15 protein-coding genes and 1 pseudogene are annotated in these 17,304 nt (G+C 43.8%); 10 read left to right on the top strand and 6 right to left on the bottom strand.

Annotated features, from left to right (window positions below):
- From QT992_RS30715 to QT992_RS30695, 5 genes and pseudogenes are all read left to right on the top strand, one after another.
- On the top strand, positions 1 to 773 hold a 773-nt coding region (locus QT992_RS30715; RefSeq protein ID WP_333342083.1), incomplete at its 5' end, for an HNH endonuclease.
- 47 nt (positions 774 to 820) lie between these two features.
- On the top strand, positions 821 to 1,309 hold the full coding sequence (locus QT992_RS30710) for a hypothetical protein (protein ID WP_333342085.1): 489 nt from the start codon (positions 821 to 823) through the stop codon (positions 1,307 to 1,309).
- Positions 1,310 to 1,373: 64 nt separating this feature from the next.
- Positions 1,374 to 1,840, top strand: a pseudogene (locus tag QT992_RS30705) (IS1 family transposase); the annotation flags it as partial.
- A gap of 74 nt (positions 1,841 to 1,914) precedes the next feature.
- A protein-coding gene (locus tag QT992_RS30700; protein ID WP_333342087.1) for an IS1 family transposase occupies positions 1,915 to 2,648 on the top strand; the annotation gives its coding sequence in 2 pieces (ribosomal slippage) (positions 1,915 to 2,254 and positions 2,254 to 2,648; 735 coding nt in all).
- 73 nt (positions 2,649 to 2,721) lie between these two features.
- On the top strand, positions 2,722 to 3,408 hold the full coding sequence (locus QT992_RS30695; RefSeq protein ID WP_333342089.1) for a hypothetical protein: 687 nt from the start codon (positions 2,722 to 2,724) through the stop codon (positions 3,406 to 3,408).
- Positions 3,409 to 3,415: 7 nt separating this feature from the next.
- Here QT992_RS30695 and QT992_RS30690 read toward each other — a convergent pair whose 3' ends face one another.
- Positions 3,416 to 4,417 (bottom strand): hypothetical protein, encoded by a 1,002-nt coding sequence (locus QT992_RS30690; protein ID WP_333342091.1) that lies wholly within the window; start codon positions 4,415 to 4,417, stop codon positions 3,416 to 3,418.
- 327 nt (positions 4,418 to 4,744) lie between these two features.
- On the opposite strand from QT992_RS30690, the gene QT992_RS30685 reads away from it, so the two are divergent.
- From QT992_RS30685 to QT992_RS30670, 4 genes are all read left to right on the top strand, one after another.
- On the top strand, positions 4,745 to 5,176 hold the full coding sequence (locus QT992_RS30685) for a helix-turn-helix transcriptional regulator (RefSeq protein ID WP_333265977.1): 432 nt from the start codon (positions 4,745 to 4,747) through the stop codon (positions 5,174 to 5,176).
- Positions 5,177 to 5,303: 127 nt separating this feature from the next.
- The gene (locus tag QT992_RS30680) at positions 5,304 to 6,014 is read left to right on the top strand and encodes a hypothetical protein (RefSeq protein ID WP_333342093.1); all 711 of its coding nucleotides are present in this window, start codon (positions 5,304 to 5,306) and stop codon (positions 6,012 to 6,014) included.
- A 254-nt stretch (positions 6,015 to 6,268) separates the two neighbouring features.
- Positions 6,269 to 7,564, top strand: a complete 1,296-nt coding sequence (locus tag QT992_RS30675; RefSeq protein ID WP_333342095.1) for a transposase — start codon at positions 6,269 to 6,271, stop codon at positions 7,562 to 7,564.
- Between the two features lie 176 nt (positions 7,565 to 7,740).
- Entirely contained in the window at positions 7,741 to 8,418 is a 678-nt protein-coding gene (locus QT992_RS30670) for a response regulator transcription factor (RefSeq protein WP_333058598.1), read from the top strand.
- Between the two features lie 478 nt (positions 8,419 to 8,896).
- Here the strand turns inward: QT992_RS30670 and QT992_RS30665 are convergent, their stop codons facing one another.
- Positions 8,897 to 10,057 carry a hybrid sensor histidine kinase/response regulator gene (locus tag QT992_RS30665; protein ID WP_333342097.1) on the bottom strand — a complete coding sequence of 387 codons (1,161 nt, stop codon included), beginning with the start codon at positions 10,055 to 10,057 and terminating at the stop codon, positions 8,897 to 8,899.
- The gene (locus QT992_RS30660; RefSeq protein WP_333342099.1) at positions 10,057 to 11,991 is read right to left on the bottom strand and encodes a type IV secretion system DNA-binding domain-containing protein; all 1,935 of its coding nucleotides are present in this window, start codon (positions 11,989 to 11,991) and stop codon (positions 10,057 to 10,059) included. Before QT992_RS30660 ends, QT992_RS30665 begins: the two co-directional genes overlap by 1 nt.
- 82 nt (positions 11,992 to 12,073) lie before the next feature.
- On the opposite strand from QT992_RS30660, the gene QT992_RS30655 reads away from it, so the two are divergent.
- A complete protein-coding gene (locus QT992_RS30655) occupies positions 12,074 to 13,138 on the top strand; it encodes a DUF5895 domain-containing protein (protein ID WP_333342101.1) in 1,065 nt (354 codons plus the stop codon).
- 3 nt (positions 13,139 to 13,141) lie between these two features.
- On the opposite strand, the gene QT992_RS30650 is transcribed toward QT992_RS30655, so the two are convergent.
- The 3 genes from QT992_RS30650 to QT992_RS30640 form a co-directional block, all read right to left on the bottom strand.
- Positions 13,142 to 13,777, bottom strand: a complete 636-nt coding sequence (locus QT992_RS30650) for a hypothetical protein (protein WP_194008909.1) — start codon at positions 13,775 to 13,777, stop codon at positions 13,142 to 13,144.
- A gap of 396 nt (positions 13,778 to 14,173) precedes the next feature.
- Entirely contained in the window at positions 14,174 to 16,261 is a 2,088-nt protein-coding gene (locus QT992_RS30645; RefSeq protein ID WP_333342103.1) for a hypothetical protein, read from the bottom strand.
- 335 nt (positions 16,262 to 16,596) lie between these two features.
- Complete coding sequence (locus QT992_RS30640) at positions 16,597 to 16,818, bottom strand: hypothetical protein (protein WP_333249278.1); 222 nt, start codon at positions 16,816 to 16,818, stop codon at positions 16,597 to 16,599.
- Positions 16,819 to 17,304 lie beyond the last annotated feature (486 nt).

The following is a 17,304-nucleotide window of genomic DNA, read 5'->3' as shown; positions in this document are numbered from 1 at the left end:
GGATGATGGGAAACTATCACGTCCGGTTTTGCATGGGAGTTCGGGGTAGCGATACCCCGTTCGACCCTACCAAATGGGAGAGAAAATGTACTTACTGCAAGGTAGAAAATATTCCTTTGCAGGTAGAGCACATTCATCCCAAGGCAAAAGGAGGTAGCAATCGAATCTCTAATCTGTGTCTAGCTTGCGAAAAATGTAATCTCAAGAAAGGTACTCAAGATATTAACGACTTCCTTTTAAAGAAGCCAGATTTGCTCAAGCAAATTATGGCACAAGTCAAACAACCACTCAAAGATGCTACCGCCGTCAACTCAACCCGCTGGGCATTGTTTAATCAACTCAAGCTAACGGGATTACCTGTTACGACGGGTTCCGGCGGGCAGACAAAATACAATCGCATTCGATTAGAGTTGCCCAAAACTCATTATTTTGATGCTGCTTGTGTTGGCAAGGTTGATAAATTAATTGTGTTAACCACTCAACCATTGTTAATCAAGGCCAACGGTCACGGCACTCGACAAATGTGCCGCACTGATAAATTTGGTTTTCCATCTCGTTATGTACCTCGTGACAAATTTGTCAAAGGTTTTCAAACTGGCGACATTGTTAAAGCAGTAGTAACCAGTGGAAAGAAAGTTGGTCAATATATTGGTCGAGTGGCTGTTCGCAGCAGTGGCTCTTTCAATATTTCGGCAAAAGAATTGGTACAAGGTATTAGCCACAAATACTGTCATATTCTTCAGAGGAAAGATGGATATTCATACCAATTTTAACTCAAGTAAAGCCGTTTTTTAAGACGGGCTTTCTACCCATTATTTTGATGAAAAACAAGCTTGTCTTGCCAATCATTGACTCCAAAATTAGAGAGTCAACGCTGTTACATTTCAGAAATCAACCCTATAAACAAAAGAAAAAGCAAGCTTTAATCCCAAACCTCACACGAGATTTAAAGCATGGCTGGCTTTTAACAATTCTCGCACAAATAGACCGATGTTTGTGGGGAAGGTGGGATTATTGGGCTTTGTGTCAAGCTGTGCCCGCTCATGCCTGGATGCGGTGGAAGATGGAGCCAATGCTAGCCATTCTGGAGAACAGAAAACCAGAAAGCTTACCCAAATTTGTAATTGAGGAAACTTTGCCAGCAGAACCGATTCCCCAAATCGAATGGCAGCATTCTCCTACCGCAGAAGCCATGTTAGATAACACTCTCAATTGCATTCCTCAACATGGAGAATGGAAAACTTGGTCAGCTTGGGACTATTTGGAGTTTTTCTTGGACTGGGTTTTGTTCGCATTCGGGCGTTGCTGAAGTAGGGTATGATAAATTTATAATGCGAGCGCCAAAAAATAACCCTTCAAAAAAAGCAGAGCTTATGCAATGTCCTGAATGTCAGTCAACTCATGTTAATAAAAATGGTCATAAAAAAGGTAAACAGAATTATATTTGTGTCGGTTGTGGCAGACAATTTATAGATTGTTATCAACCTCATAAAGGTTATTCTGAAGAGGTGAAACGTGAATGTCTCAAAATGTATGTTAATGGTCTGGGTTTTCGAGCAATTGAGAGGATTAAAGGAGTACATCACACCAGCATCATAAATTGGGTCAAGCAAGTAGGAGAATTGCTGCCTGATGCTTACGAACCAGAGACAATTCCCGAAGTTGGAGAACTTGATGAACTAGAAACATTTGTAGGGTCAAAAAAAACAAAATTTGGGTTTGGACAGCGGTAAATCACTTTCAACCAGGGATTTTGGGATGGGTGCTGGGCGACCATAGTTCAGCAACTTTTCGACCATTGTGGGAATTAGTTAGTAACTGGAAATGTTATTTTTATGTGGCGTTGCTGAAGTAGGGTATGATAAATTTATAATGCGAGCGCCAAAAAATAACCCTTCAAAAAAAGCAGAGCTTATGCAATGTCCTGAATGTCAGTCAACTCATGTTAATAAAAATGGTCATAAAAAAGGTAAACAGAATTATATTTGTGTCGGTTGTGGCAGACAATTTATAGATTGTTATCAACCTCATAAAGGTTATTCTGAAGAGGTGAAACGTGAATGTCTCAAAATGTATGTTAATGGTCTGGGTTTTCGAGCAATTGAGAGGATTAAAGGAGTACATCACACCAGCATCATAAATTGGGTCAAGCAAGTAGGAGAATTGCTGCCTGATGCTTACGAACCAGAGACAATTCCCGAAGTTGGAGAACTTGATGAACTAGAAACATTTGTAGGGTCAAAAAAAACAAAATTTGGGTTTGGACAGCGGTAAATCACTTTCAACCAGGGATTTTGGGATGGGTGCTGGGCGACCATAGTTCAGCAACTTTTCGACCATTGTGGGAATTAGTTAGTAACTGGAAATGTTATTTTTATGTCACAGATGGATGGCCAGTTTATCCCATGTTTATTCCAGATGGAGACCAAATCATCTGTAAAACTTACATGACCAGAGTAGAGGGCGAAAATACGCGGCTACGACATTATTTGGCGAGACTTCATCGCAAGACACTGTGCTATTCTAAGTCGGGAGAAATGCTCAAACATTCAATAAGGTTAGTAATTCATTATCTTAAGTTTTGGGATGTTCCGGTTCCCTATCCATCGTATCATTTCAATCGCGCTCAAACGAGGCCTATCGGGTAGCCAAAACATCCTTTGACCGCAGTTATCATACCTCCATTCAGCAACGCCCGCATTCGGACATCCAGCTTATAAAATGTTACCCAAAGAACCCGCCGGCTGTGAAGGTGCATCAATGCGTCTCTATCAGATGTTTGACCTGTCAATTCTCATGCTATATCCTGAAGATTATATGGGCAGACTGCTACCCCAAATTTGCGGAAAGACTGCTCAAAAAAGTTCAGGGTTTTATCCGACACCCTTAGCTTTGTGTCAGTTCATATCTAAGTTAGTCAGTGGTGATAAAACAGAGCGAATTTCCAGCTTCAATGAACCTGCGTGCGGTACGGGTGCTTTAATGTTAACACAGTCGAATTACTGTCTGAGCGGTATCGGTCAAGATATAGACCCTACTCTGTTAAAATGCGCTTTGTTTCAGTTTTATATGTTTTCACCTTGGCTGGCTGTTCCGATTTGGTGGTTGGGTCAAACTGATTTGCTCCTTGGCAATACTTTAAGTAGCGATCGACCTCAATCAATGAACGCCACTTATTGGTACAATGAGTGGTTTGAGCCTGTCGAATCTCAGGCTAAAAATGATACTGATTATCCAGTCGAACATGAAATAAGTTCAGGAGAAAGCTCAGAAGTTATTGACTTGAATGAGAAGACATCAATTCACTCAAATCCAGTAGTTCAAGAAGTTGTTAATGGCAAACGCCGACCCAGAAATACGACAACATCGCCTCATCAATTTACGCTGTTTAATTTAGACGAATTCTAGCCCTATACTACTTACCAACTGCTGCTTGAAGGATTTGTGCTGCCCAATCTACTACAGCCAGCCCTTGAGTTTTAGCCGCATCTTGCATCTGGGCTTGCAGGTGTATCGGGAGCTGTAGAGTTAAGGTAAAAGTATCTCGTTGGGCTCGTTTTGCCTTTTTGACTAACTCTGGTTCGATCCATCGATCGAGCCACAATTTACATTTAGATCCCCGTTCGTTACCATCTTTCTCAATAAAGCTTAGTTTGCCTAGCTTGTGGCAATAAAAACTGTGAGGGTCGTCTTGAACAGGCTCAAAACTGCAATGATAGCAGTTCCAGCAGCTTCGGCATTGAGTTTCTGTCTGACTGGATGTTGCTCCCAATCCCTCAGCATTCTCTTGAGTGGCTGCTGAAATCTCACGGTTTGACGATGGATGATTGGCTGTTTGAGTTCGTTGGTTTTTGGAACTGTTCTCGTTGTTAGACTTATTCCTCGAAATTTTTTTCTGGTGTTCTTCAACAACTCGGGCAACGTGAAAAGCCGTAAGTTTGCCGTTCGGAGCAGTAGAAACGGCTTGGGCCCAAGCCCTAGGCTGCTCTTGGGAGGGTAGTGCTGTTAGAGGGCGAACTTGGCGCTCATTGGCGGGAAGGATTTGTGCGCCATGGCGCACATTTTCGTACACGGTTGCCGCCTCGATCAATTGGTAAGCCCAGCGACGAGACATTTCCCACCGATTAGTGCAATAGTCTTCAAAAGTCGAGAACTCTTGTCGGTAGAGACGCCGATCGCGGATATGGCGCAAAGCTTGCCCTATTTCCCAAAAAGCTTTCAAGCTCCGTTCGACTGTAGCTTCCAAGCTGCTTAATTCTAATGCTTCAGCATCAGTGAGCGTGCTCTGGGCAGACAATTCTTTAGCGTCGGCTTTGTTTGGCAGGCAGTCCTGTGCAACTCTCGCAGTGAGTTCAGCGCTGCGAACAACAGAGAAGTTATGTGCATCAGAACCGCGAACTGTGTTGGAGGATGACATTGATGTTCCGTCCGTCTTGCGCGGTGCAAGATTAAGTATTGCATAATGCAAGGGTAGTTGCGTAATCGATTAAGGCTTTGATTGCTCAAATTTTGTAGAAAGGCGGTAAAATACAGCAGGGGCAGTCAAAAATGCGATCGTCAAAAAAATGCTCAAACCTTGCAAACACAAGGACTTTACCTTATATGATGTATAGTGCCAGGTAATTTATCTGATTCTCAAAAGGTCTTGTCTCAATCCCTCCCTTTTGTAGCGAAGAGGTTAGACAACAGTTTCTATGCTACAGAAAGTAAAATAGTGTACGGTAATAGCGTCAGGTAAGCACTTGTGACTGTTAGCTCTGTGTCTTCTCTCATACTCGATCGCCAAAAGCGGCTGACTCAGTTGATCGAGCTGCTGCTGAAAGAAGGCTGGACTCAAAGCGCTTTAGCGTCCGCTATCGGAGTAGATTTTTCAACAATATATCGGTGGTTAAAAGGAAAAACGATACCCGAATCCGATTCTAAGAACTTTCGGCAACTGGCAAAGTTAAGCGGTGGCAGTACCAAGACTCTGCAACTTTATTTGGATGGAGAAATATCCCTATCAGTTTATCAACGCGGTTTGGATGAGGTGGCGATCGGTCAGGTGAGTGGCAGCAAGAGGGTAGGCTCTGAAAAAATTAAAAAAGAAGTTTTAGCAAAGATCTATTCCCTCGATCCAGATGATATTGCCGATATCATTTCTTCATCAGTAGCATTTTTAGCCAAACTTGTATAATTAGGTAACAAGCAGCCTACACCCTCACGGTTTTCGGTTGAGAAGCCGGAAAAGTCAGCGTCTCATTCCCCACTCCCCCTGACTTCTGGCGATCGCCGCTATTGCTCAGTCTTTTATGCTCTGAGCAATGTACCTCCTTACTCTATCAGACCTCAATCAAACTATTCATACTAGCCCACTACAAGAGCCACCTCTTGTTCCTTCCTATCTGCAAGAACGCTTGCAACTGCTTGTCAAGCAAATTTTAATGGGATTACCTGTCGAGCCAATTCTCAACAGTCACCCCCAGTTCCAGCAGTGGGTTTTCCAGCTCAAAGAACTATCGCCATCACTGTTTTTACCGCAGCGAAAACTGTTTGTTGACATTCCACTTCAAACAAAACTAGACCGAACAAAAAGGGGGGTGACAGAAGAAAATTCTTCCCCTTCTCCTCCATTTAAAGTGATACAAGTCCGTACAAATGTGGGTCTAGTCAAAGGAACACCCAGACTATTTGAGTGGGCGATTCGCCATCCTGTACTGACTTGGCAAGACCGAGTTAAGTTATGGGTAGCTGCCGAATTCTTCGAGATCAAGCCTCACAAGCTACAACTGATTATTTTGGCACTGCACCCGACTCAACCAGCAGAAAAAGTTCTGTTTGCCTGGGACAGCAAGCAACACCGACACACTCAAAATTGGCTTTTGACTACCATTGAACGAGAGAGAAAACAAACAGTTATCAAGCTCAATGGTCATCTAACACCTCAACCGAAGGAAGTAGCAACAGCTATCAATTTGGATGAAGTCAATTTGGATGAAATCAATTTGGATGAAGTCAACGAAGTGTCGATATAATCTGTTCAGACTGTGTATAGCTCTTCTGGATTTGTGGTGGGAACGGTAGTGTGAGCCTCTCGCGCGGGCTTTTCGGGCCGCATCACTAGAATTTTTCTGATCACCTAAAAATCGGGAGAACCGACTTTATAAAAAACTCCCTGAAAACCCTGTGACTTTAGTCCAGGGATGAAAGGGCATCGCAGGATTTATCCTGCCTACCAATTTCCCAACTACCAAATGCAGTAAAATTAATCAAGGGAGGTGAAAGTCAAATGTATGCAGTACAAAAAGATATCTGGCATTTAAAGGGATTCGACAAATCCATTGTAGAGCAACTGCTGAGATGGTCAAACAATCTGTTTAATGTCGGGACTTACGAAAGTCGGCAACGATACTTTAAAGACAAAAGTGCGGTTAAATATCCCGACTTGTACAGGATTGCTAAAACTAACGAAAATTACAGCTTACTTTACTCGCAAGTCGCGCAACAATCCCTTAAATCTGTTGCTGAATCTTTCAGCTCTTTCCGAGCCTTAGAAAGGTTAGCCAAAAAAGGGGAAATCAATCAAAAACCCAGATTGCCTAAGTACAGAACCAAAGGCGGTATGTACCAAGTTTCCTATCCGGGACAAGCCTTAAAAATAGTCGGCAATAGGGTAAGACTCCCTCTAGGAAAGCAAGGGAAAGAACACTTCGGGACAGATGCTCTCTGGATTCCACTACCAGAAAGGCTTAAGGGTTGCCAGATTAAAGAACTCAGGTTAATCCCTAGAAATGGTAAGGTCTGGATTGAATACGTCCATGAATCTCTTACCAAGCAAGCTCCTAGCTGTAGTCTCGAAGTAACAGGGATTCTGGGCATAGATCATGGTATCAACAACTGGCTAACTTGTGTTTCTAGCAATGGTAAGCCATTTATTATTGATGGTCATAAGCTGAAATCTTGGAACCAAGAGTTTAACAAACAAAAAGCCAGAGTTCAATCAGAACATTCCCGACATAAGCTACCTCAAGGATTCTCGTCAAAAAAACTGCAACAGTTATCGGAAAATCGCGCCAGAAGAATGAGAGATGCGGTTAATAAAGCTGTCAGAACTATCATAGATTATTGCGAAAGTTACCAAATTAATGTCATAGCCTTTGGTTGGAATAAAGGACAGAAGCAAGAGGTCAATATGGGAGGAAAAACCAATCAGAACTTTGTCCAAATACCGACAGCTAAAGTCAAAGAAAGATTACAACAAGAATGCGATTCTCTAGGATGGAGATTTGTAGAACAGGATGAATCTTACACTTCAAAAGCCAGCTTCTTAGACCGAGATTTTCTGCCAGTTAAAGTTGGTGAAAAACCTGACAATTGGCAACCATCAGGTAAAAGAATCAAAAGAGGTTTGTACCGTTCGGCGAGCGGATTAATACTGAATGCAGATGTAAATGGTGCTGCCAATATCATCCGAAAATCAAATGTAGCCATAGACTCAATTGTTGAGCGAGTGGGTAGTGGGTTGCTGACAAACCCTTTAAGAATCAAACTTTGGGTGGGTTCATCCCCCAAAGTTTGTCCTTAAGAATCCCCGTGTCTTCAGACCGGGGAGTGTCAATACCATCCTCCTATCGATAGACATCCACCTTCCGACGAAATTGCCCAAAAATCAATACTTTTCTTCTCTCCATAGGAGGATGACACTCTTTAATATGAGGAAAAACAATAGACTATGGATAAAATGTAGTAGGAATCTTAGCCGTGACTGCAACTACCGCCACCCAACCAAAAACAAGCCAACTAAAAACCATCCTGATAGTTGAAGATGACCCGATGATGCAGCTCGGTCTACAGCATATCCTCAATAACCAACCCCATTTAACAGTTGTCGCACAAGCTGTTAACGGCAACGAAGCCGTCAGTGCTGCACTGCAACACCAACCAGACATCGCCCTGATGGACATTGACTTACCCGGAATCGACGGTATTGCAGCCGCGCAGCAAATCAGAGCCGCACTGCCGCATACTCGCATCCTGATGCTCACCCACCACAGCAATCCAACTCAGGTAATGGCGGCTTTGTCAAGCGGCGCTCACGGCTACTGCGTTAAAGGCACTAACGCAGAACAACTTCTAGCAGCGATTACGACTGTGCAAGAAGGTGGCAGTTACCTAGACCCTAAGATTGCCGACTGCGTGCTGCAAAATCTCAAAACGCCACTGCCCGATAGCTATGCGAATGACGACATCAAGCTGACAGAACGGGAAATGCAGGTTTTGCAGCAGCTAGTTGAGGGTAAAAGCAATAAACAAATCGCTGCTCAACTAGGAATGAGCGTCCACACCGCCAAAGGTCATGTAGAGATGATTATAGCTAAATTTGAAGCGAGCGATCGCACCCACGCCGCCGTTAAAGCACTGCGTTTAGGGCTGGTTTAGGGCAGCCGTTAAAGCACTGCGTTTGGGGCTGGTTTAAGCGTGAGAACTAACAAACTAATATAGCAATCCATTTCTCGTACTTCCGAAGTGACATCGCGATCGACATTAGCTGTTCCTAGTGAAAACAAAACTTCTTCGAGATATTCTTTAGCTTCCGCGATAGTGAGTAAATCGCGTGAAGAAACTTTATTTCTAATTGTTCTGAAATAGGCGATCGTAATCGTATTTGATAAACTTTAGTCCTCAAAAATTAGGCTCTTCCGTACTTAGTGTGCTCGCGTTAACTTAAATTTATCCTCAAGGCTTTGCTAGGTAAGGCTTTGAGATTATTTATACCCTTAGCTTCCCCGTCAGGCCACTTGCGGTAGAGGGGCGATCGCCTTGAAATCCCAGCCAGCTAAGGTGTAGGGCATCAGAAAACTGATAATTTGGCACACTAAGTACGGAAGAGCCAAAAATTACAGTTTATGACAGCCTATCACTCTTCAAACTTTGGCAATGTCAACCAAAACCTCGCTCCTTTTCCCAATTTGCTATCAACGCCAATCTCTCCGCCGTGAGCCTCAACAATTTGCCTGCAAATGAAAAGTCCCAATCCCAATCCTTGTCTTAAACTAACTCCAACTCCCCTCGTATAAGGCTCGAATAATCTTGCACATTGTTCGGGCGAAATTCCGGCCCCATTATCTGCAACCGTACAGCGAACCATCTCACCTTCCTTTTTAGCTTCTACAGTCAAAATAAACCCAGACTGATTGTATTTAACAGCATTGTCGATCAGATTGCCAAACACCCGCCAGAGCTGCTGGGAATCAGCATTGACTAAAGGCAAATCGGCTGCAAAAAGCTGCTTAACCTTGACTCGATGCTGGTTGAGAATTGGTAATCTTTCAATAAGAATATTTTGGACTAAAGTGGGCAGCGACAGCGGCTTCATGGCTAAAGAAGCACTTTTCACATCAAACTGTTGTGTTGCTGTTAGTGACTCAATCAACTGGAGTTGGCGCGAACAACTTTGCACCATAACCTCCATAGTCCGCCTATCAATAGCAATGTTACTGCCAGCATCATTGAGGCGACTTCGCAGCAGCAGCGACATTCCCGATAGAGGCGATCGCAAATCGTGCGAAACAGCGTGCAACAGCATTCTTAAATTGGCTTCTGCTTGCTGTCTTTCTTGAATTTCCTGGCTGAGCTGAACATTTTGTGTAGCCAATTGCACGTTAGCGCAGCGAAGTTGTTGCTGTAAACGCTGCATTTTAAGTTGGGCAGATACCCGCGCTAACACTTCAACAGGCTCAAAAGGTTTTATAATGTAGTCAGCACCGCCCGCCTCAAACCCTTTTACTTTGTCAAATACGTCATCTAAAGCGCTGATGAAAATTATAGGGATATCACAAGTAGCTTCAGATGCTTTAAGTTGACGGCAGACTTCATAACCATCCATACCGGGCATTTTTATGTCTAGCAAAATCAAGTCGGGCGCTTGCAACTCTACTGCTTTTAAAGCTCGCTGTCCACTAATCAACTTCCTGACTTTGTAACCGTTTTCAATTAGCAATTGAGAAAGTAGTTGAATGTTAGCGGGAATATCGTCAACAATCAAAATGTCAGCCAAAAATTGTTTAGTTTGCTCCATTATCGATCGCCACCAAAGGACAGAGTTTTGAGTTTTTTCCGAATATTGCCAACTGCTATTTTCTCAGCCGCGCTGTTCGCACCAGCAGCATTAACAGGCGACTCAACATCAGCCACAGTCACGGGTTCTTCTGGATCGTTCGGATGTGGCAGCAATTGGTAAGCGAATCGAATCCGCTGATCCAGCTCTTCATCTATATTGAGCAGTTTACCCGTCTGCTGCTCTACTGATAAAGCTTTCGCCCGCCTTTCAAGCTGCGGTCTGATGCTGCTGTCCCACAGTTGTTCAGACTCTTTAGCTCGCTTTATGTCGCCGGGCCGCACCGGAATCTTGAGAGGGTAGGGAAATAAAGCTTCTGTCCCCGTTGCGTAGGCCGGTGAAGTGATGACGCACTTGCCTTGAGGAAACCTCAGAATTTCGTCAGGACTAATCAGCGGTTTCTTTTGCAACTGTTCGCTCCAGTTGACAGAACGGCTCGTTTGCTGCCCCGTCGAACTGCCGGTCGATCGATTTTTTACCAGCACTTCCACTTCCCCGTACCGCTTAGAATATTTCTCGGCTGTCTCAAAATCGCCGGGGTTGAAGAGGACATGAGTTGACAGAGCACTGGCGATCGCAGCCCCTTTTTTATCCCCATAGAGATTATAGAGTTGATTGAGCGATTGAATGCCAACAATCGGCACGCCGCCAGCAGAACGATATTCGTTAGCCCACTGATCCATTCTGTCAAACTTGAGAGATGGAAACTCGTCTAAGCAGTACAAAAATGGGTCAGAACGTACCCGACTCAAATTAGACACCACACATAAGTGAATAGCAGCAGCTAACAGCGGCCCCACTACAGTGCGTCTTTGGTCATCTAATTTGAAAATAATGCACTTTTTGCCTTCTAAAGCAATGGGAATCGTGCTGCGACCAATAAATGCCCGCAACAAATCTTTTTGAATGAAACTGGAGTAGGTTGCCTCTGCGGTGGCCTTAATGCCCGCCACAGTTTTTTCAGCATCTTTTGAACTTAATAACTGCGAAAAACTAGAGGCAATCCACCTGTCCATTTTGAGGGGATGACCGTCGGGTCGGTGCACGGCGTGGTCGATGCGCTTGACCAAATCTGGCAGTTGAATAATTGCGTACACAAAAGCTAAATCCGGGTAAGGACTGCTTTTTGCCAACTGCACTAAACCCTTCGCCATCAACTCGCCTGCTTTCTCAAAAAACTCATTGCCTTTACTCTCCCCCGGACTAGCATTTCGAGCAATAACTTGTCCAATTTCTGCTGCCATTACTGCATCTTGTGCATCTCTCATAAAATCCAGAGGATTGATAGTGCCGCTGTAAGCTTCCCCTGGCGCAAACACTTGCACATCGTAGCCATAGCGCACTGCAAGGGGTGCAAGCACTTTCATCTGGTCTCCTTTTTTGTCGTAAATAATGGCAGGAAAACCTTGCTGGAATGCACTTTCAACCATCCGGTCAATGACGCTGAATGTTTTGCCAGAACCCGGAGCACCAATGACTAAAGTTCCGCGTTCTGCGTGGGGAAACCAAACCGTCGGATTTGCACCTAATAGCGTTTGCAATCGAGCACTCAATCCCTGACAACCTTTAAACCAATAACTCGGCGTACCGCTCCACAAAGTAACGGGCTGCCGTTTTTTTTCTTTCATTTGCTTGAGGGCAGAGCCTGTGGCTGCCAATTTTTCAGCCGTCCCGCACAGCCGCCCGGAGGTAATTTTACCTTTCCCGTTTCCAACTAATTTGGAAGCAATAAGTAAGCCTGCCATTAGCCCTAACATTGCCAGTCCCTCTGGCTTCATAAACTGACCCAACAACCCGCCAAAATCTATGCTAGTTAACGAACGTTTAGGAGGTTGAGCTGCCATTGGTATCAAGGTAGCTTTGTTAATTTTAGGCAAAAATTGCAAATTGTTCATTTTTTTTAGGTCTTAAAGAACTAAATGTTTCAGCTAGCGGCTATCGCCTCAAGGGGGAGACAATGACAAAAATAGGTAAACAATGGTAAGAAGCAATAACGCGAAATCTCCAAGTAAGACAGTACAGAATTCTAGTGGAAAGTCCAACACGCAAAAGAACAAGAGTGCTGATTATTACGAGATAGATCCGGAGCTATTCAACAGTGAATACAACCAAACTCGCAAGCCCTCCTTGCCCTATGGAATCGTGATTAACGATAACCCAGCAGGTATTTTGCTCCCGAACGACCAGCTTGTCAAAGCGGAATGGCACGTAATGCCTAATGTTGAGGAATTGACAACGGTCGAACTAAGCGAAGAAGTGACAGGCTTACTGCTCCCAAAAGCGAGAATGTTGGTATTAGCTTGTGTGCCTGAGTACATCCGCTACAAAGATATTGAAGAAAATGGAGAATTAGCAGGTAGTTTTATTGGGCTTTACGACGAATATCGCGATTCCCTCGATAAAAAGACGCAGGAAGTGTGTTCCGAACACGCTCTCATCTTTCTAAATCCCAAAAACCAACCCCTGCATCAGGTACCGATTGTCGTCCGCTTCAAGAATGTAGCCCTCTGGAGCTTTAAGAGCGCTAGAGAAGAATTTTACCGCAATTTGGAACGGGCATTTGCTGATTGCTTTGGGAGAGATTACAGCGGTAAAAATGACAAGTGGCGCTCTTTGGGAGTGTTGAATGTCGAGTTTAGAGCTCTTAAAGAAGGGGAAGGCAAAAATAAATCGTTTTGCTGCAAAACTCACAGCATTACTCAGCCAACTGATGCTAATTTTCACAAGCTATTTCTCGGTCAAAAACCACAAAAGAAATTGATTTGGGGACTGCACAATAACATTGCTGGTTTCATTGAGGCTAGCGATGCCGGGTTGCCAGCTATAGCTGCTGGTGCGGAACCTGAAGTCCAGGCATTGCCAGAAAGCGTAACTAACCGCAAAAATCGAGGTAAATTGTCACCCCCTCGCAAAATTGCACAAGTTGAAGGAGGAACAGACTCAGAATTAGAGGAATTAGATGAATTTTCCGAGGCTGCTGAGGTTGAAGTTGAGGTTGATTCAGCAGAAGATTTTGACTTCGATGAACCCGCAGACTACTAAACACTAACTACTGAAAAGCTGGCTGTCAGCAAGTTGATAGGTAAGGCCGTCGTAGCAAAATTGAAGCTGGCGGCGGCCTTCTTTGGAAAGCTGATTCACTCCTAGACAAGGCAAACCCTCGTGTGAGGAACTGTCAGCCTTAAACAAAGGAGTTTTCTGCGGTTTATGGGGGTCGAGATAAGCTGCAAATACTTCTGTTGGCATTTGACTTGAATCATTAGGAATTAAGTAGCCAACATAAAGGCAGCCTTTTGTGCCGCACAGAGTGGAATTATTGAAATCATAAAGGTTCAGCCGTCCTACCGAGCCATTAACTTGCCACACTCGCATTCTCTTAATTGCTTCCGCCGCTGCACTTTGCCCAGCCGCTACTTTGAGTTCTGGAAGGCTGCTGTGTTCCTTTACAATTAGGGTTAAAGTTTCTTTTGGAGTGACTCGCAAAGCTTGTTGCCAAGAAGCTGGTGCGGTTGTTGCTGAACTAGAATTCGTGCAAGCAACTGTCCCCAATAATAGCGACAGGGCGGTAAAAACTGTCAAACCAATGCGAAACCAGTAACCAAGTTGATTTAACCAAACCGGGGGGTTGACAATCTTTTGGGTGCCTGCTGTTTGTTGCTTAACTCTATTTTGTTTAACCATTTGTTACTTCACTCCTACAAAATACAAGAAAAAACAGGACACTAAAGCAGAAGAAAAAGACAATAAAAGAGAGATTGTTTGGCTGAACTAAGCTGTTGTATGTCTAAATCTTACAGTCAATTTTTATGACTGACTTCGGGGAATACAAAACGACTCTACAATTTATATCCTGAACAGCTTAGAAGTCATATCTAATCAGTTGACATCGGAATTATTATCTCTCTCTTCTCTTTCTCTGTGTCCTCTGTGCCCTCTGTGGTTTAATCATTCCGATACCACCAATTTTGATATCAATGCCATAAAATTAATGGTTTCAGCAATTAAAAACGTCCTGGTTGTAGAGAAGGTTGTTAGACTTGTTAATAACTTGCTTTTCCACCTCCTCTTTCCCCTGGTTCAATGGGAGAGTGCAGCCGTGCCAAAACTAATTGCTAGTCCCAAACCGATTAGAATCATAAAAAAATGCTGCTTTCGCTTGTAAAAAAGTCGAATTAAGAACCACATTCCCATCAAAAAAGAGCTAATGAACAGCGCAACCTTAATACTCCCACTAGCATTTAAAGTAATGCCGGAGTCGACCGAGTTGCTGATGCCATTGCTGTCACCAGAATTAGCTTGGCAATTGTCGCTGGTATTGTGGTTATAAAGCTCTCGAACTTTTTCCCCGTACTGTTTGAGAGAGTAGCCGCCTAAAATGTTGGAATAGCTGGCATCAATTTTACTGCCAGAACCCCCAAAGTGTTTCTGTGCTACTCGCTCAATTAAGCGATCGCCCTTGAACACCTGCCCAGTTTTAGGGTCAATTTCCTGTTGGCTGCTGACTAAGTTCTCAGCTAGAGAATTTTGCAAGACTTTATCCTGAACAGCAGGAGGAAAATATTGGAAGAGTTCCTCTCTTGTAGGTTTTTGGCCTTTGTTGACGTTCAGGATAAAGTTAGTCCCCCCTGGAATTGAGCTGACAGCACGCTGCACCTCTTCCCGGTAACTCATCAACTGATAGCGACCGATCGCCCGCCCGCAGTTGCGAGATCCTTCGGTACAAACGATCTCGCCAATAGCTTCGTAATCGCCACTGGCTGCATTTTCCAAATTGGCGATTCCTTCGGAAAGCTTTGCTAACGCCTCCCCTAATGAAGCTACATCCACACCGTTAACGTAAGTTGCGGGGCGCGCGCACTCTCGCTTGGATTCAGGTAGAGGCTGAGTGGGTAAAGGGTTTTCTTTAGCGTGATTTGAACTCAACGGTTTTGAAGGTTTTGTTTCAGATGCGACACCTTTTGAACGCGAAATACTGTTAGAAGAACCGCCCTCTAATCGACCGACAAACATAGGTGAATTAACGCTGTAACTGAGAAACGGAACCGGACCAATAATGTAAGGCGATTTGCCGCAGGGCAAACTAAACCTGAAGTACAGAGCCGTGTCAACAGTATCGCTGGTTTCTGACGGTTCCATTACCACTACTTTAAACACTTCCCCAAAAGGATGCCTGCCCGTCGGTTCCCAACCGCTCAAACAGCCAGAACCGCCTCGTACTTCCTGATATTTGCCGCTAATCCACTGCTTGCCTTCTAGCGGCCCTGTGGCGCGGCGACCGACGTTTTCCATGTCGTCGAATTCGATATAAGCGCAATCTTTCTCGCAGGCTACCGCAAATCCTTCTACATCAGAACCAGAAATTGTGTTATTGCGCTTGCTCTCGTACCGACTGTAAATCATGTCAATTCGCATGATTGTGCTGCCAATAGACGCAATAGGAACCGGAAAATTAGAAAGCGGGACTTGACTCAGCAGCGGAATATTGCTGATGAGTTCCTCTGACCAGCCAGAGAACTGTTCCAAATTTACGCTATTAAGATTGGGAATTTGGGCGAGTGCAAACTCAGATAGGTCAATTTGGTTAAGTTTTGCCTGCGCTAGTTGCGGTACTTGTTTTACAGCTTGACCAATTGGTAATTGGTTGATGTTAGGGTTCACTCCGGCTATTTGAGAAGATAAAGAAGCAATTGGAGGAACATCGCTCAATTGAAATTGGCTAAGATTCGGAACAATTTCAGCCAAGTGACCGACAGTTTGCTTACCAGCTAAGGGAAATGCTGACAAGCTGATATTCTCTAAATTGATATCCCCTAGTGCCAATTGTTCAATTGCTTGCAAAGACAGAATTTCAGGTTTTACATCGTTAATGTCCCCCAGCTTCAAGATGTTGTCAACAGAAGTGCCGGCTTGCCAGCTTCGACCGCCAGAACTTCCAGAACTAGCAACCGCAGGCAGGGAACTAAAGGTAATCTGGCTCCAATCTGGCAGCAAAACTCTAGATTGTTCTTTTTCCCAAATTTTAGTAGGTAAGGGACTGGCGCTAGCAATTAATGGAAAGCTTAAGAAAGTAATGCAGATGAAAGCAAAAATTAGGCAGAGTGTACTGGCAGCTATTAAGGCAGAGCCTATCTGGCTTGATTTTTTTAACGGCTTGGGACTGTTCATGGAAATCCTCTGGATGTTAACTAAAATTAGGTAAAAAAAACTGCTCTATTCTTTCTAATTTGGAAAAACTTTCAACTGTTTTTAAAACATTACGAAAAATAGAGCAGTATTGCATGCAGAAATTACCCATCAGCTAAATCCCTCTCCCCCTCTCTCCCCCTCTCTCCCTCTCGCCCTCTCTACCTTTCTCCCTCTTTTCCTCTCCATTTTAGGAATTACCCAAAAACCCGGTTTTTCTATGTAATTCCGTCATTTTAGGTTGAGGATGAGAACGAGAAACTGGGTTTTTTAGGTTGATGCGTCCAGGACTGCATTTCTTGATCTTCGCTTTTTCTTTAATCAAGCTCCAGCTCCAACTGTGGATTCGGGCGGACTGCTGAATCTGTCCAAGGAGTATCTGCTAAGTTTGACAAGTCATAGACATTTTCTTGGTAAGCGTTGTCAAAATTACCTTGACGAACTTCCCTTGATGACGAGTAACCGACAGTCAGATCGGGTTCCGATTCGTAACCGGAGTTGTTATATCCAGAATTAGGTTCAACTGATGGAGTGTGCATAGTTTTTATCAGTTCATGTGGTCAACAATTCCAATTTAAATCGCATCTAGTTCCTGCAACTTCATCCCTGTGAGCGATTTCGTTCAGTAAAAATTACCCCCTCCATTTGGAGGGGGCAGCTCTATGAAAGTTGTTTAGAACGCCAGTTCAGTAAAAGAGGTTGACAAAAAGTATCAAGTATAAGCGCTCGCCTCAATTTAAGCTAGTAATTCAACTTGACATTCATATTTTGTAGTTTCTCTTTTAACCATTCCTCAAACAGAAGATTTTCCAAATTTCGCTGATAAATTTATCAACGTTAGAAACTGTATTAGGCTATAATCTAGTTATCGAGTTAGGTGTTGCAATTGAATCGCCCCATCCAGCTTCTTCGAGTTCGAGATATGCAGGTGGTTGATGCCATCCTGACCGGGAGCATAACACTTATGCGATGAGTAGAAATACTCACCAATACTATGTCCCTCATTAGTCCATAATTAAATATGT

The sequence above is a fragment of the Microcoleus sp. T3_D1 genome (genome assembly GCF_036700405.1).
Lineage (GTDB): Bacteria > Cyanobacteriota > Cyanobacteriia > Cyanobacteriales > Microcoleaceae > Microcoleus.
The sequence above is the reverse complement of the archived record's forward strand: the minus strand, read 5'-3'. Positions and strand labels throughout refer to the sequence as shown.

What these genes read in the sequence shown, in the direction of transcription:
- QT992_RS30695 (WP_333342089.1), top strand. Translation starts at nt 2,722, where the DNA reads ATGTTACCCAAAGAACCCGCCGGCTGTGAAGGTGCATCAATGCGTCTC.
- QT992_RS30660 (WP_333342099.1), bottom strand. Translation starts at nt 11,991, where the DNA reads ATGAACAATTTGCAATTTTTGCCTAAAATTAACAAAGCTACCTTGATA.
- QT992_RS30675 (WP_333342095.1), top strand. Translation starts at nt 6,269, where the DNA reads ATGTATGCAGTACAAAAAGATATCTGGCATTTAAAGGGATTCGACAAA.
- QT992_RS30710 (WP_333342085.1), top strand. Translation starts at nt 821, where the DNA reads ATGAAAAACAAGCTTGTCTTGCCAATCATTGACTCCAAAATTAGAGAG.
- QT992_RS30640 (WP_333249278.1), bottom strand. Translation starts at nt 16,818, where the DNA reads ATGCACACTCCATCAGTTGAACCTAATTCTGGATATAACAACTCCGGT.
- QT992_RS30650 (WP_194008909.1), bottom strand. Translation starts at nt 13,777, where the DNA reads ATGGTTAAACAAAATAGAGTTAAGCAACAAACAGCAGGCACCCAAAAG.
- QT992_RS30665 (WP_333342097.1), bottom strand. Translation starts at nt 10,057, where the DNA reads ATGGAGCAAACTAAACAATTTTTGGCTGACATTTTGATTGTTGACGAT.
- QT992_RS30680 (WP_333342093.1), top strand. Translation starts at nt 5,304, where the DNA reads ATGTACCTCCTTACTCTATCAGACCTCAATCAAACTATTCATACTAGC.
- QT992_RS30645 (WP_333342103.1), bottom strand. Translation starts at nt 16,261, where the DNA reads ATGAACAGTCCCAAGCCGTTAAAAAAATCAAGCCAGATAGGCTCTGCC.
- QT992_RS30655 (WP_333342101.1), top strand. Translation starts at nt 12,074, where the DNA reads ATGGTAAGAAGCAATAACGCGAAATCTCCAAGTAAGACAGTACAGAAT.
- QT992_RS30690 (WP_333342091.1), bottom strand. Translation starts at nt 4,417, where the DNA reads ATGTCATCCTCCAACACAGTTCGCGGTTCTGATGCACATAACTTCTCT.